Source organism: Nocardioides sp. Soil805, assembly GCF_001429625.1.
Lineage (GTDB): Bacteria > Actinomycetota > Actinomycetes > Propionibacteriales > Nocardioidaceae > Nocardioides.
In genome coordinates this window covers 710,536-724,361 of the sequence record NZ_LMSU01000001.1, presented here as the reverse complement: position 1 = coordinate 724,361, position 13,826 = coordinate 710,536, and the positions used below count along the sequence as shown (strand labels likewise).

Below are 13,826 nucleotides of genomic sequence, written 5' to 3'. Positions count from 1 at the left end.
ATGAACCGCCTCCGTGCCCTCGTCGCCCTCGCGGCGGTCGTCGTCGCGCTCGTGCTCCAGGTCTCGCTCTTCCCGCACCTGGCGTGGCAGGGGATCGTGCCCAACCTGTGCCTGCTCGTCGTGGTCGCGGCCGCGCTGACCATCGACGCGCCCTCGGCGCTGCTGCTGGGCTTCGCGGCCGGCGTCGCGCTCGACCTCGCCCCGCCGGCCGACCACGTGGCCGGGCGCTGGGCGCTGGCGCTGACCGTGGTCGCCTTCCTGGCGGCCCGGGTGCGGCAGGACGTGCGGCCCACGGCCGTGGCGGTCGTCGGCACGGTCGCGGCGGCGTCCTTCATCGGGACCTCGATCTTCGCGCTCACCGGGCTGCTGCTGGGCGACGCCTGGTCGGTCGCCGAGCTGCTGCGGGTCATCGTGGTCGCCGTCGTGTGGGACGTGCTGCTGACCCCGTTCGTGCTGCCCCCGCTGATGAAGCTCTTCGGCCGGCTCGACCCGCGGTGGGCGTCGGCCTGATGGGGACGTCGAACGGATCGCAGCGCAGCCGGCTGCGCCTGGTGGTCGTGCAGGCCCTGGTCTTCTCGCTCTTCGCCACGCTCTTCGTGCGCCTCTACTACCTCCAGGTCGTCGGCGGCGACGACTACCAGGCGATGGCCGCCGACCAGTCGGTGCGCGACATCGTGGTGCAGCCCCAGCGCGGCCTGATCGTCGACGACCAGGGCCGCCCCCTGGTCGCCAACCGCACGTCGTGGGTCATCTCCATGGACCGCAACCTGATGGACAAGATGACCGACCGGCAGCGCACCGAGCTGGTGCGTCGCGTGTCGGTGGTGGTGGGGGAGACCTCCGAGGCCATCGAGCAGCGCCTGGTGACCTGCGGCCACGACGGCAGCATCCGGGGCACCTGCTGGAACGGCTCGCCGTACCAGCCGGTCCCGGTGGCCACCGACGTCTCCAAGGACGTCGCGCTGCGCGTGCTCGAGCAGCCCGAGGACTACCCGGGCGTGGTCGCTGAGCAGCAGAGCGTGCGCGCCTACCCGAAGCCCTACGGCATCAACCTCGCCCACGTGCTCGGCTACCTCAGCCCGATCACCGAGGACGAGTACGACGCCGCGCAGGACGCCGACGACCAGTCCCTCAACGGCGGCTCGTCGGTGGGTCGCGCCGGCGTCGAGAAGCAGTACGACGAGTGGTTGCGCGGCCTGCCCGGCTACCGCCGCGTCGCGGTCGACTCGATGGGCCGCGTCCTCGGCGACGACTCGACGGTGGAGAGCACCCCCGGCGACACCCTCGTCACCTCGATCGACGCCAAGGTGCAGAGCGTGGTGGAGAAGGCGCTGGCCGAGCGGATCAAGATCCAGCGCGCCACCTTCGACCCGGTGACGGGCCGCAACTACGAGGCCGACTCCGGCGCCGCGGTCGTGCTCGAGGCCAAGACCGGGCGGGTCGTCGCGATGGCCAGCCAGCCGACGTACGACCCGGGCGTGTGGGTCGGCGGGATCAGCAACGGCGAGCTCGAGCGGCTCTACTCCGAGCAGGCCGGCACGCCGCTGCTCTCCCGCGCCACCCAGGGCCAGTTCGCCCCCGGCTCGACGTGGAAGCCGATCATGACCGCCGGCGCCCTCACCAACGGCTACCGCACCGACAGCACCCTCACCTGCCCCTCGGGCGTCCAGATCGGCAACCGGGTCTTCCACAACCACGAGTCCGACGCGGTCGGCGGGGCGGTGGGCTTCGCCAAGGCGCTCGAGGTCTCCTGCAACACGTTCTTCTACCAGATCGGCTACCGCTACTGGCAGAAGTTCGGCAGCGACGAGGCCGACGTGGACGCCCGCGACCCGCTCGTCGAGGAGGCCCAGACCTTCGGCTTCGGCACCCGCACCGGCATCGACATCCCCGGCGAGGCGCCGGGCCGCATCGCCGACCGGCACTGGAAGCGCGACTACTACGAGTCCATGAAGGACTACTACTGCGGGATCGCGGACAAGCCGCAGGACGCCAAGACCAGCGACTTCGTCTACCAGTTCTCCCGCGAGTTCTGCATCGACGGGTTCGCCTACCGGGCCGGTGACGCGGCCAACTTCGCGATCGGCCAGGGCGACACGATCGTCACGCCCCTCCAGCTGGCCCGCGCGTACGGCGCCCTCGCCAACGGCGGCACGCTCTACGCGCCGACCGTGGCCAAGGCGCTGGTGAGCCCGGACGGCGAGGTGCTGCAGCGCTTCAGGCCGCGGCGTACCGGCTCGGTGCACGTGCCGAAGAAGGACCTCGACTACATCGACGAGGCGCTCAAGGGCGTCACCCGGGTCGGCACGATGGCCTGGAAGATGGGCGGCTTCCCCCTCGACGACGTCGTCGTGCGCTCCAAGACGGGGTCGGCGGAGGTCTACGGCAAGCAGTCGACCGGCTGGGTCGCGTCCTACACCGACGACTACGTCGTGGTGATGATGATGAGCCAGGCGGGGACGGGCTCCGGCTCTGTCGGTGAGGGCGTCCGCAAGATCTGGGAGGCGCTGTACGGCGTGGACGGCGAGACCGTGAAGCCCCGCACCGCCGCCATCCCCGGAGTCGTGTCCCCGACGAAGCTGCCGAACTTCCTCGACGACGGCTCCATCCTGCCGCCCGCCGTGGCCGGGACGGGAGGTCTCTCGTGAGGACCGGCACCGCGGCCGCCGGCCGGCCCGCCCTGCGCGCCCCCGGCCTCGACTGGCTGCTGATGGGCGCGGCCCTGGGCCTGGTCGCCATCGGCACCCTGCTGGTGTGGTCGGCCACCTCGACGCGTGCGGACCTGACCGGCGGCGACGCCACGGCGTACCTGCGCAAGCAGCTGGTCAACGTCGCCATCGGCCTGGTGCTGATGGTGATGGTGATGGCCACCGACCACCGCTGGGTGCGGATCCTGGCGCCGCTCGTCTACCTCGGCTCGATCATCGGCCTCCTCGGCGTGCTCGTCGCGGGCAGCACCATCAACGGCTCGCGCTCGTGGCTGCAGGTGGGCGGCATGTCCATCCAGCCGTCGGAGTTCGCCAAGCTGGCCGTGGTGATCGGCATGGCGCTGCTCGTCGCCGAGCGCAGCGAGGGCCGCTGGCGCCGCGGCGTCAAGACCCCCGAGGTGGTGGGGATGCTGCTCATCGCCGGCGTCCCGGCCGCGTTGATCCTGCTCCAGCCCGACCTCGGCACCATGCTGGTGCTCTCCGCGACCGTCTTCGGCGTGCTGGCCGTGGCCGGCGCGGCCCGGCGCTGGCTGGTCGGGCTCACCCTCGTCGGCGTCGGCGGCGCGGCGGTCGGGGTGGCGGCCGGGGTCCTCAAGGACTACCAGGTCGACCGCTTCATGGCCTTCACCAACCCCGGGCTCGACCCGCGTGGGGCCGGCTACAACACCGAGCAGGCCCGGATCGCCGTCGGCAACGGCGGGCTCTTCGGCCAGGGCCTCTTCGAGGGGTCGCAGACCCGCTCGGGGTTCGTGCCCGAGCAGCACACCGACTTCATCTTCACCGTCGCCGGCGAGGAGCTCGGGCTCGTCGGGGCCGGGCTGGTCATCGCCCTGCTGGGCATCGTCATCTGGCGCGCGCTGGCCATCGCGGCGGACACCGACGACGTCTTCGGCCGGGTCGCCGCGGCCGGCATCGCCTGCTGGTTCGGCTTCCAGGCCTTCCAGAACGTCGGCATGTGCCTGGGGATCATGCCGGTCACCGGCGTGCCCCTGCCCTTCGTGTCGTACGGCGGGTCGTCGATGTTCGCGGGCATGCTCGCGCTCGGGCTGCTGCAGAACATCCACCTGCGGGCCTCCGCGCCGCTGCCGACCCGGTTCCTCGCGAGCCCGCGGGTGCTGGCCGGCCGCTGAGCCGCGTGCTCAGCCCTTGCGCGTGCGCGTCGGGCAGTCGGTCGAGGCCGGCACGACGTAGTCGACGAAGACCCGCGCGTGGTCCGAGACGCTCGAGCGCAGCACCTGCGCGCGCTGGGGCGTCAGGGTGGGGCTGGCCATGACGAAGTCGATGCGTGAGCCGTTGGGGCCGGTGCCCTCCGGGCCGGAGCCCGCCAGGGGCCAGGCGTCGACCAGGTGGGCGAGCAGCGGTCCCACGGTCGGGGTGTTGGCCGTGGCGTTCATGTCGCCGCCGAGGATCGTCGGCGCCTCCTCCCCGGCCAGGATCCCGGCGACGTAGCGTCCCTGGGACTCGCGCAGGCCGACCAGCTTGTTCTGCAGGTGGGTGTTGTAGACCCGCACCTCCTGGCCGCCGATCTCCAGGCCGGCCCACTGCAGCCCGCGGGGCTCGCCACCGGCCGCGTTCGGCAGCGGGAAGCGCCCGGAGTCGAGGATGTCGAAGCGGGAGAGGATCGCGGTGCCGTACTGGCCGCTGCCCTGCACGACGTTGGGGCTGAAGGTGCCCTGCATGCCCAGCGCGTCGGCGAAGTAGGCGACCTGGTCGATCCCGCCGGTGCGGCCGTGGAAGCGGTCGACCTCCTGGAGCAGCACGACGTCGGGCTCCAGGGAGCGGATCTCCTGCGCGACGGTGGCGATGCCGCCGAAGGACCGGTGGGTGTTGAACGACACGACCCGGACGTCGACCGACTCCTGGAGCTTGCGGCAGGCGATCGCCTCGATGTCCGGCGGAGGCGTCGGGACCTCCTCGGGCGCCTCGGTGCGGGGTGTCCTGCCCGGCTTCCGGGTCCCGCCCCTGCCGGGCGTGCGGCCCCCCGCGTCGGTGGTGGCGCCGGCGGAGGGCTCTCGGGTGTCGACGGTGAAGGTCGGGCGCGGTGTCGGTGCCGCGGGGTCGACACCCTCGGGCAGGTCGTCACCCCTACGGCGGTCGACGACGACGAGGGCCACGACCACCCCCAGCACGAGCAGCAGCAGCGCGGCACGCACCAGCTGCTCCCGTCTCGTCACGTGAGAAGTGTGCACGCCCGCTCCTCACTTTTCCGACACCGGCCCGTGCGGCGTACCCTTGAGGGCTGGTCCGTCCCCCGACTCACCGAGGTGTCTCCCCGTGTCCGTCTCCACCTCCGCGTCCACCCCGGCGTCGGTCTTCCCGCTGCTGGAGTCCCGCCTCCCGTCGGTCCAGAAGCCGATCCAGTACGTCGGCGGCGAGCTCAACTCCACCGTGAAGTCCTGGGACTGCGCGGCCGAGTCCGAGGCCGGGGGCGAGACGGTCCGCTGGGCCCTGATGTACCCCGACGCCTACGAGGTCGGCCTGCCCAACCAGGGCGTCCAGATCCTCTACGAGGTGCTCAACGAGCGCGACTGGATCGTGGCCGAGCGCACCTACGCCGTGTGGCCCGACATGGAGGCCGTCATGCGCGAGGACGGCATCCCGCAGTTCACCGTCGACAGCCACCGCCCGGTGCGGGCCTTCGACGTGCTCGGCCTCTCCTTCTCCACCGAGCTCGGCTACACCAACATGCTCAACGCCCTCGACCTCGCCGGCATCGCCCTGCACGCGGTCGACCGCGGCGACGACGAGCCGATCGTGCTCGCCGGCGGCCACGCGGCCTTCAACCCCGAGCCGATCGCCGACTTCATCGACGCGGCCGTGCTCGGCGACGGCGAGGAGGTCGTGCTCGCGATCTCCGAGGTCGTGCGCGAGTGGAAGACCGAGGGACGTCCCGGCGGCCGTGACGAGCTGCTGCGGCGCCTCGCGGTCAGCGGCGGCGTCTACGTCCCGAAGTTCTACGACGTCGTGTACGCCGCCGACGGCACCATCGAGGCCGTCGTGCCCAACAAGCCGGGCATCCCGTTCCGGGTCCGCAAGCACACGCTGATGGACCTCGATGCGTGGCCCTACCCCGCCAAGCCGCTGGTCCCGCTCGCCGAGACGGTCCACGAGCGCTTCAGCGTCGAGATCTTCCGCGGCTGCACCCGCGGCTGCCGCTTCTGCCAGGCCGGCATGATCACCCGCCCGGTGCGCGAGCGCTCGATCGAGACGATCGGCGACATGGTCGAGAACGGCATCCGCATGTCCGGCTTCGAGGAGGTCGGCCTGCTGTCGCTCTCCAGTGCCGACCACACCGAGATCGGCGAGGTCGCCAAGGGCCTGGCCGACCGCTACGAGGGCTCCAACGTCTCGCTGTCGCTGCCCTCGACCCGCGTCGACGCCTTCAACATCTCGCTGGCCAACGAGTTCTCCCGCAACGGCCGGCGCTCGGGCCTCACGTTCGCGCCCGAGGGCGGCAGCGAGCGGATGCGCAAGGTGATCAACAAGATGGTCACCGAGGAGGACCTCATCAACACCGTCGCCGCGGCGTACTCCCACGGCTGGCGCCAGGTGAAGCTCTACTTCATGGTCGGCCTGCCGACCGAGACCGACGAGGACGTGCTCCAGGTCGCCGACCTCGCCAAGCGGGTCATCGCCAAGGGCCGCGAGGTCGCCGGCCACAACGACATCCGCTGCACGGTGTCGATCGGCGGGTTCGTGCCCAAGCCGCACACGCCGTTCCAGTGGGCGGCCCAGCTCGACCACGAGACCACCGACAGCCGCCTCAAGAAGCTGCGCGACACCGTGCGCGAGGACAAGCGCTACGGCCGCGCGATCGGCTTCCGCTACCACGACGGCAAGCCCGGCATCGTCGAGGGACTGCTGTCGCGCGGCGACCGCCGGGTGGGTCGGATCATCGAGGAGGTGTGGCGCGACGGCGGCCGCTTCGACGGCTGGAGCGAGCACTTCTCCTACGACCGCTGGATGGCGGCCACCGAGCGCGGCCTCGCCGGCACCGGGATCGACATCGACTGGTACACCGTCCGCGAGCGCACCTACGACGAGGTCCTGCCCTGGGACCACCTCGACTCGGGCCTCGACAAGGACTGGCTGTGGGCCGACTGGGAGGACGCGCTCGCCGCGGCCGACGGCGCCGACATCGAGGTCGAGGACTGCCGCTGGACCCCCTGCTACGACTGTGGCGTGTGCCCGGAGATGGGCACCGAGATCCAGATCGGCCCCACGGGCCAGACGCTGCTGCCGCTCAGCGTGGTCTGACGCCCGCTGGTTGAGCAGGCGCGCCAGCGCCGTGTCGAAACCAAGGACCCTGCCTCAGCTGCGCCGGAGCGGACTGGCGACCGCTGGTGGAGCAGGCGCTCCAGCGCCGTGTCGAAACCAAGGCCCCTGCCGCAGCCGCGCCGGAGCGGACTGGCGACCGCTGGTTGAGCAGGCGCGCCAGCGCCGTGTCGAAACCAAGGACCCTGCCGCATCAGCTCGTTCGCCCGCGCTGTGTGGTCTCCGCCAGTAGCCACGGGCCAGAACGGGGAGGTCGACGTACCGTCCCTCGATGAGCGCGATCCGCTTGTCGCGGCGCCAGCCCTGCACCTGCTTCTCGAACGCGTAGGCGTCGTCGATCCGGGCGAACTGGGCCGCCCAGACGAGTCTGACCGGGCGTCGACGTCTGGTGTACGCCGCCCCCTCGCCGAGGTCGTGCTGCGAGACCCGCCGCTCCAGGTCGACAGTGCTGCCGACGTAGAACGAGCCGTCGGAGCACTCGAGGATGTAGGTCCAGGCCGTCGCCCCATCGTGGAGTCGTGCTCCTGCGGCCGCCAGAGGGCAGGCAGCCGCTGTGGAGAGCCTCGGTTTCGACACGCTCCTCGCTGCGCTCGTCGCTGCTCAACCAGCGGCGGGACCGGCGGGCGCGGGTGAGAGCCTTGGTTTCGACACGCTCCTCGCTGCGCTCGTCGCTGCTCAACCAGCGGCGGGGCCGGCGGGCGTGGGGGCGTCAGGTCCGGAGCGTCAGCCGCGGCGGACGTCCAGCTCCTGGTCGAGGTAGCGGATCGTGCGGTCCATGGCGGCGGTGAACGCGGGGCCGAAGGCGTGCCCGTCGTCGTACCACGCGAGCGTGCTGTCGACGCCCGCGCGCTGCATGGCACGCTGCGTGGCGCTCGCCCATCGTGGGGGACAGGTGTCGTCGTACCTGCCGTGGACGAGGAGCACCGGCTCGGTGACCTCGTCGAGGTACGGGCGCGCGGAAACGGCGCGCCAGAAGGCCGGGCGCCGCTCGGGCAGGCCGTGGGCCCGCACGATCGCGTCACGGCGGGCGTCTCCGTCGGGGCGGATGAACTGGTCGAAGTTCTCGCCCTCGAGCGAGGAGACCGAGGCCCACAGCGCCGCCGCCTGCACCAGCCCCGGCTCGGCCACCAGCGCCTTCATCACCACCCCGCCGCCCATCGAGCGGCCCATGAGCGCCACCCGGTCGTCGTCGACCGGCACGCCCCGCGCCGCGCGCAGGGCCGTGACCGCCGCCAGCACGTCCGCGGAGTAGCCCAGCCGCAGGTCGCGGTCCGAGCGCGGGTCGTCGGTCGACTCCGCGTGCCCCCGGTAGTCGACGTGCAGCGCGACGTAGCCCCGGCTCGCCAGCACCCCGCGCTCGCGGGTCATGCCCTGGCCGCGCACGTAGTAGGCCGGGTCGATGTAGCCGTGGGCGAGCACGACCGCAGGGAAGGGGCCCCGGCCGGTGGGCACGTTGAGCACGCCGCTGATGGTGAAGCGCCTGGTGCCGCGGTCGTCGGTGGTCGTCGCGCGATAGGTCACGTCGTACGACGTGTAGGCCGACGTCCGCTCGCGCACGGCTCCCAGCCGGAGCCGGTCACCGGTGTGCTCGGCGGCGGACAGCGCGGCCACCGACACCGGGTCGGGCGGCCTGGCGGGCTCCTGCGTCGGATCCTGCGTCGACGTCGTGCCGGCGTCGTCCGAGGGGGAGCCCGCGGTCGGCTCCGAGGTCGGCCCGGACGGAGCCGGCGACGTCGCCGAGGACTCCGAGGACTCCGCGGTGTCCGGCCCGCCCGCACCGGTGGGAGCCTGCGAGCCGTTCGAGCACCCGGCGAGCAGGAGCGCGGACGCGAGCCAGACGGCGAGCCCGGCCGCGAGCGGGACGGGGCGGCGTACGACCGGGAGTGTCATGTCCGGACTCCTCGTGGCGGGCCCTCCACGGTACGGGGGAGGGTGAACCGGACACCGCCCCCGCGGGCCCGCCGGGCTCCCTCGGGACCCGGACCCACCCCGTTATAGTGTGGCGCGGCTGGCAGGGGGTCGTGTCGTGTGTGCGCCGTTGCCGGGTCAGTCCACCGACCAGGAGGTACACGTGCCGGACGATCAGCGGCCGAGCCGACCCGTCGTGATCAGCGTCCAGACCCTGCTCTTCCACACGCCGATCGAGTCGATCGAGCGGATGCTGGACGCACTGGACAACTCCTCGCGCATCGGTCTCGAGGAGGGCGCGTGCCGCGGCTTCGTCGTGACGCTGGGCGACGGGTCGTCGACGCGGGTGCTCAGCGACGAGGACGTCGAGGCGCTGCGGGCCCGGTGCCCGCACGTGCACGAGATCCGCTACCACTGGTTCGCAGAGAACGTCGGGACCGCCCGCGGCCACAACGAGATGGCCGCCCTGCGCGACGACGCGGACTACCTCATCTTCTCCAACCCCGACGTGGTGGTGGAGCCGCGCGCCATCTGGCGGATGCTGGACGTCTTCGACGACCCGGCCGTCGGTTTCGTCGAGGCCAAGCAGCTGCCGATCGAGCACCCCAAGGACTTCTCGTCGGGCACCGGACTCACGTCCTGGGCCACCACGGCCTTCGCGATGACGCCGAGCGAGCTGTTCACCCGGCTCGAGGGCTTCGACGCCCAGACCTTCTTCATGTACTGCGACGACGTCGACTACTCGTGGCGGGTGCGCGAGGCCGACCGCACGGTCGTCTACCAGCCCGCCGCCGTGGTCTTCCACGACAAGTACCTCACCACCGACGCCCGCTGGCAGCCCACCAACGCCGAGGTGCGCTACAGCGCCGAGGCGTCGCTGCTCATGGCGCACAAGTGGTCCCGGCCGCGGCTGCTCAAGCGGATCCTCAAGATGTACGACGCCTCCGACGTCCCTGCGCAGCGCGCGGCTGCCGCCGAGTTCCGCCGCCGCCAGAGCAAGGGACTCCTCGTCGAGCCCAGGGACCCCGACCGCGAGATCGGGACGTTCGTCAAGTACGGCTACGCGAAGCACAGGTACGCACTGTGAGCGACGACTTCCGCAAGTACGACAACGAGGTCCAGCCCGACAACAAGTACGGGCACACCCTCGACCTCCTGCAGCGACACCTGCCCCCGGGGCAGGAGGGGGTGCACCTGGACCTCGCGTGCGGCTTCGGCCACGTCGCCGAGCAGATCATCGACCGGTTCGGCCTGCACTACGTGGGGGTCGACGTCGCCGAGACCGAGCTGGACGCGGTCCGCGCGCGCGGGCACGAGGCGCACGTCCTCGACCTCACCGACCCCGAGGTCGGTGACCACCTCCGCAAGGTCCTCGACGGGCGCCGGCTCGCGTCGGTGACGTTCCTGGACGGTCTCGAGCACCTCGGCGACGGGTCCCACGTGCTGGCCGCGCTGGGTGACCTGCTGGCCGAGCACCGGGCCGTCGCGATCACCAGCGTCCCCAACGTCACGCACCTCGACGTGGGCCTCACCGCGCTCCTGGGCCGGTGGGACTACACCGAGGCCGGGCTGCTCGACATCACCCACCACCAGCTCTACAGCCACGACTCGCTGCGCCGCGCCCTGCGCCGGGCCGGGCTCAACGTGCTGGACACCCACGACGTGGTGACCGTCCGCAGCGACCAGCACTTCCCGACCGACCACGTCGCGCTGTCCGAGGTGACGGCCTTCTCCGGCTACCTGCGCGCGGTCCGGTCCAAGGCGGAGCCGCACGGCTACACCAACCAGTTCGTGTGGGCCCTCAACGCCGCACCGCCCGTGCCCGGCCCGGCGTACGTCGAGCCGAGCGAGCAGTCCGGGGACGTCTTCCTCAGCGTCATCATGCGCACCCAGGGGCGCCGCCCCCAGGAGCTGCGCGAGGCGCTGCTGTGCCTGGCCGCGCAGTCGGTGCAGGACTTCGAGGTCCTCATCGTGGGCCACCGCACGGAGGTCGCGGAGCAGAAGTCGGTCGAGCAGATCATCGCCGAGCAGCCCCCGTCGCTGCGCGAGCGGATCCGCTTCGAGCGCCTCGACCGCGGCCAGCGCTCCGCCCCGATCAACCGGGGCATCGAGCTCGCCCGCGGTCGCTACGTGGCCATCTTCGACGACGACGACCTGGTCATGGGCGACTGGGTGAAGGAGTTCGCCGACGCCGAGCGCGAGCACGGCGGACGTCTCCTGCGGTGCGTCGCCCTGCGCCAGGACGCCGCCGTGGACACCGTGCTCGGACATCCCGGCATCCGCTCCACCTCCGCGCCGAAGGCGCTCTACAACGCGACCTTCTCGATCACAGAGCACCTGGTCACCAACCAGTCCCCGCCGATCGGCTGGGTCTTCCCGCGCTCGCTGTGCACCGACTTCGGACTGCGCTACGACGACTCGATGACCACGACCGAGGACTGGGAGTTCCTGCTGCAGGCGGCCGAGCTCGCCGGGGTGACCGACATCGACCGGGGGACCGCCATCTACCGCTGGTGGGACAAGCGGGAGTCGTCGCGCACGGCGCACCCGCCCGGCGAGTGGGCGCAGAACCAGCGGGAGATAGAGCGGCGCATCGACGCCCGCCCGTTCCTGCTCCCGGCCGGGGAGACGCGCACGCTGCGCCGCGAGCTCTCCGAGCTGCGGACGCTGCGCAAGCGCGTCGAGCTCCAGGCCGCTCGCATCGAGCGGCTGGAGAACCGCAAGGCCGCCCAGGCCAAGCGCATCGGCCAGCTCCAGCGACGGGCGGCCCGCTCGGCCGCACCGCAGCAAGGGCCCGAGCGGGTGCCGCTGCGCCGGCGCCTGCGCCCGCGGACGCGCGCCCGCGCGCTGCTCGCCAAGGTACGACGCGGCTGAGCGAGGTCGCGCCCGTCACCGAGGCGAGCCCGGCTCTGCCGTGGCTGTCATGACGACCCGTCCAAGGAGGAAGAGCTCTTGACCGCACCCTGCCGGGCCTGCGAGACGCCCACCGAACGCTTCGCCCGGGGCCGGGTCCTGGGCCACGTCGAGGTGGACTACGGGAGCTGCCCGGCCTGCGGCCTGGTCATGGCGTGGGACCCGACCTGGCTGGAGGAGGCCTACGGCGACGCGATCGCCACGCTCGACGTGGGCCTGCTGGACAGGTGCCAGATCCTGGCCAGCGTCACCGCCAGCGTGCTGCGGTCCGAGCGCCTGCGGAGCGGTCGGTTCCTCGACTGGGCCGGCGGGTACGGCACCCTGACCCGCCTCATGCGGGACCGCGGCTACGACTTCGTCCACAACGACCCGATGGCCGTCAACCTCTTCGCCGAGGGCCACGACGTCGCGGACCCGGGCACCGAGCGCTACGACCTGGTCACGGCCTTCGAGGTGCTCGAGCACCTCACCGACCCGGTGGGCGCCCTCGCGCCACTCGCCGCCAGCACCGACCGGCTGCTCACCACGACCCAGGTCCTGCCCGACCCGGCACCCGCGCCGACGGACTGGGACTACTACGCCCTCGAGTCCGGCCAGCACATCACCTTCTACACGCCGAGGTCCCTCGAGCGGCTGGCCAAGCGCCTCGGCTTCGACGGCGTGGTCACCAGCTCCCTGGTCCACCTCTTCTACCGGGGCCGACTCTCCCCCCTCACCCGGGCGCTCGTGCAGCGCCCGGCCGTGAGCTACGGGCTGGGCCACCTCGCGTCCCTGGCAGACCGTCGCCACTCGATGCTGCTGAGCGACCACGACGCCGTACGGTCACGACTCGCCGGGGACCCGACCGCGTCCTGAGGAGGGGCGGTCCACGAGCTCCGTCGGCGGGTCGACGGCAGCGGGCGTGGCTGCGGGGGTGCGGGGCCTCGGCTTGTGCCGCAGGGCGGGTCGCTCCACGAAGCGCCACGAGGCGATGGCCAGCAGCCACACGACGGGCGTCGCGATGCCCGTCACCACCCACGGACGGGTGTCGGTGCCGACCAGGTGGACGACCGTCTGCTGGATCGGGAACGCCCAGATGTAGACGCCGTACGACGCGTCCCCGAAGCGCGTCATCGCGCGTCCGAACGGAGGCACCGCGTAGGCGAACCAGTAGGAGAGGTAGACCGCGGACACCGTCCACGTGACGATCCGCACCGGGGTCGGCCCGAACCCGGTGGCCGTGCACAGCAGCACCAGGGCCAGCGCGACCGGCGTGCTCAGCACGACCCTGTCGCGATAGGTGTACGCCGCCGCGCCGACCGCGAAGGCCGACAGGACGTAGGCCGACCCGACGGCCTCCGACATCGTCGACGCCCACCAGGCTGCCCACACCAGGCTCGCGACCGCGACGGCCACGACCACCCAGCGACGGGCGAGCAGGCCGGCGAGGCCCAGCACGAAGACCATCAGGTAGGCGAACACCTCGACCGGCAGGCTCCACAGCGAGCCGTTGACGGCGCCGGCGTACACGGTGTCGTCGAAGACCCCCGGCAGCTGGGCGCCGAACGGCACCATCAGGACCAGCTTGAAGGGGTAGAGCCACGTCTCCCAGGACGTGAAGTAGCTGGCCGGCGAGCGCGAGCTCACTAGGGGACCCAGCACGAACGCGGTGAGCACCGCGGTGAGGGCCAGCGCCGGCATGAGGCGCAGCGCCCGCTTGATCCAGAAGTCGCGCGGGGACGGGTCGTACTCCCAGCTGCGGCGGATCAGCAGGCCGCTGACCGCGAAGAAGACGAGGACGCCGAGGTTGCCCAGGCTGGTGCCGAGCTGGTGCAGCGGCTGGTCGCGCCCGACGAGGGAGTAGGAGTGCGACACCAGCACGGCCCAGGCGGCGAAGAGACGCAGCAGGTCGAAGTTGTTGTCGCGGCTGCCCAGCCGGTCGCCCAGCCGCACGCCGCGGAGGATCCCCGAGCCGGCCGTGGAGCGGTCGGCGTGCGGAGGTGCGGTCACGGGCTCAGGGTAACAACGGAGCCGCTCGGGAGC

At 72.1% G+C, this 13,826-nt stretch carries 11 protein-coding genes; 7 read left to right on the top strand and 4 right to left on the bottom strand.

Annotated features, from left to right (window positions below):
* Genes mreD through rodA form a run of 3 tightly spaced genes read left to right on the top strand, consistent with a single transcriptional unit; the run spans nt 1 to nt 3,838 of the window.
* On the top strand, nt 1–510 hold the full coding sequence (gene mreD, locus ASG94_RS03570) for a rod shape-determining protein MreD (RefSeq protein ID WP_056925025.1): 510 nt from the start codon (nt 1–3) through the stop codon (nt 508–510).
* On the top strand, nt 510–2,648 hold the full coding sequence (mrdA, locus tag ASG94_RS03565) for a penicillin-binding protein 2 (protein WP_056926261.1): 2,139 nt from the start codon (nt 510–512) through the stop codon (nt 2,646–2,648). The genes mreD and mrdA overlap by 1 nt, the downstream gene beginning before the upstream one ends.
* Nucleotides 2,645–3,838, top strand: coding sequence for a rod shape-determining protein RodA (gene rodA, locus ASG94_RS03560; protein ID WP_056925024.1), 1,194 nt, complete (start codon nt 2,645–2,647; stop codon nt 3,836–3,838). The genes mrdA and rodA overlap by 4 nt, the downstream gene beginning before the upstream one ends.
* A gap of 9 nt (nt 3,839–3,847) precedes the next feature.
* Here the strand turns inward: rodA and ASG94_RS03555 are convergent, their stop codons facing one another.
* Entirely contained in the window at nt 3,848–4,882 is a 1,035-nt protein-coding gene (locus ASG94_RS03555) for an endonuclease/exonuclease/phosphatase family protein (RefSeq protein ID WP_056925023.1), read from the bottom strand.
* 100 nt (nt 4,883–4,982) lie between these two features.
* Here ASG94_RS03555 and ASG94_RS03550 point away from each other — a divergent pair, with 100 nt between their 5' ends.
* Nucleotides 4,983–6,965, top strand: a complete 1,983-nt coding sequence (locus ASG94_RS03550) for a TIGR03960 family B12-binding radical SAM protein (protein ID WP_056925022.1) — start codon at nt 4,983–4,985, stop codon at nt 6,963–6,965.
* Nucleotides 6,966–7,019: 54 nt separating this feature from the next.
* Here the strand turns inward: ASG94_RS03550 and ASG94_RS21220 are convergent, their stop codons facing one another.
* Both ASG94_RS21220 and ASG94_RS03545 read right to left on the bottom strand, forming a co-directional pair.
* Nucleotides 7,020–7,559, bottom strand: a complete 540-nt coding sequence (locus ASG94_RS21220) for a GIY-YIG nuclease family protein (protein WP_235537114.1) — start codon at nt 7,557–7,559, stop codon at nt 7,020–7,022.
* A 147-nt stretch (nt 7,560–7,706) separates the two neighbouring features.
* A complete protein-coding gene (locus ASG94_RS03545; protein WP_082623900.1) occupies nt 7,707–8,873 on the bottom strand; it encodes an alpha/beta hydrolase family protein in 1,167 nt (388 codons plus the stop codon).
* Nucleotides 8,874–9,054: 181 nt separating this feature from the next.
* Here ASG94_RS03545 and ASG94_RS03540 point away from each other — a divergent pair, with 181 nt between their 5' ends.
* The 3 genes from ASG94_RS03540 (at nt 9,055) to ASG94_RS03530 (ending at nt 12,659) form a co-directional block, all read left to right on the top strand.
* Nucleotides 9,055–9,978, top strand: coding sequence for a glycosyltransferase (locus tag ASG94_RS03540; protein WP_056925021.1), 924 nt, complete (start codon nt 9,055–9,057; stop codon nt 9,976–9,978).
* Nucleotides 9,975–11,765 (top strand): methyltransferase domain-containing protein, encoded by a 1,791-nt coding sequence (locus tag ASG94_RS21950; RefSeq protein WP_056925020.1) that lies wholly within the window; start codon nt 9,975–9,977, stop codon nt 11,763–11,765. Before ASG94_RS03540 ends, ASG94_RS21950 begins: the two co-directional genes overlap by 4 nt.
* Nucleotides 11,766–11,843: 78 nt before the next feature.
* The gene (locus ASG94_RS03530; protein WP_056925019.1) at nt 11,844–12,659 is read left to right on the top strand and encodes a class I SAM-dependent methyltransferase; all 816 of its coding nucleotides are present in this window, start codon (nt 11,844–11,846) and stop codon (nt 12,657–12,659) included.
* Here ASG94_RS03530 and ASG94_RS03525 read toward each other — a convergent pair.
* Nucleotides 12,627–13,793: an acyltransferase family protein gene (locus ASG94_RS03525; protein WP_056925018.1), complete on the bottom strand. Its 1,167-nt coding sequence runs from the start codon at nt 13,791–13,793 to the stop codon at nt 12,627–12,629. The genes ASG94_RS03530 and ASG94_RS03525 overlap by 33 nt on opposite strands.
* Between the last annotated feature and the right edge of the window lie 33 nt (nt 13,794–13,826).

Bases quoted from the DNA above. Each gene is read 5' to 3' on its own strand.
- mreD (WP_056925025.1), top strand. From the start codon at position 1: ATGAACCGCCTCCGTGCCCTCGTCGCCCTCGCGGCGGTCGTCGTCGCG.
- ASG94_RS03545 (WP_082623900.1), bottom strand. From the start codon at position 8,873: ATGACACTCCCGGTCGTACGCCGCCCCGTCCCGCTCGCGGCCGGGCTC.
- mrdA (WP_056926261.1), top strand. From the start codon at position 510: ATGGGGACGTCGAACGGATCGCAGCGCAGCCGGCTGCGCCTGGTGGTC.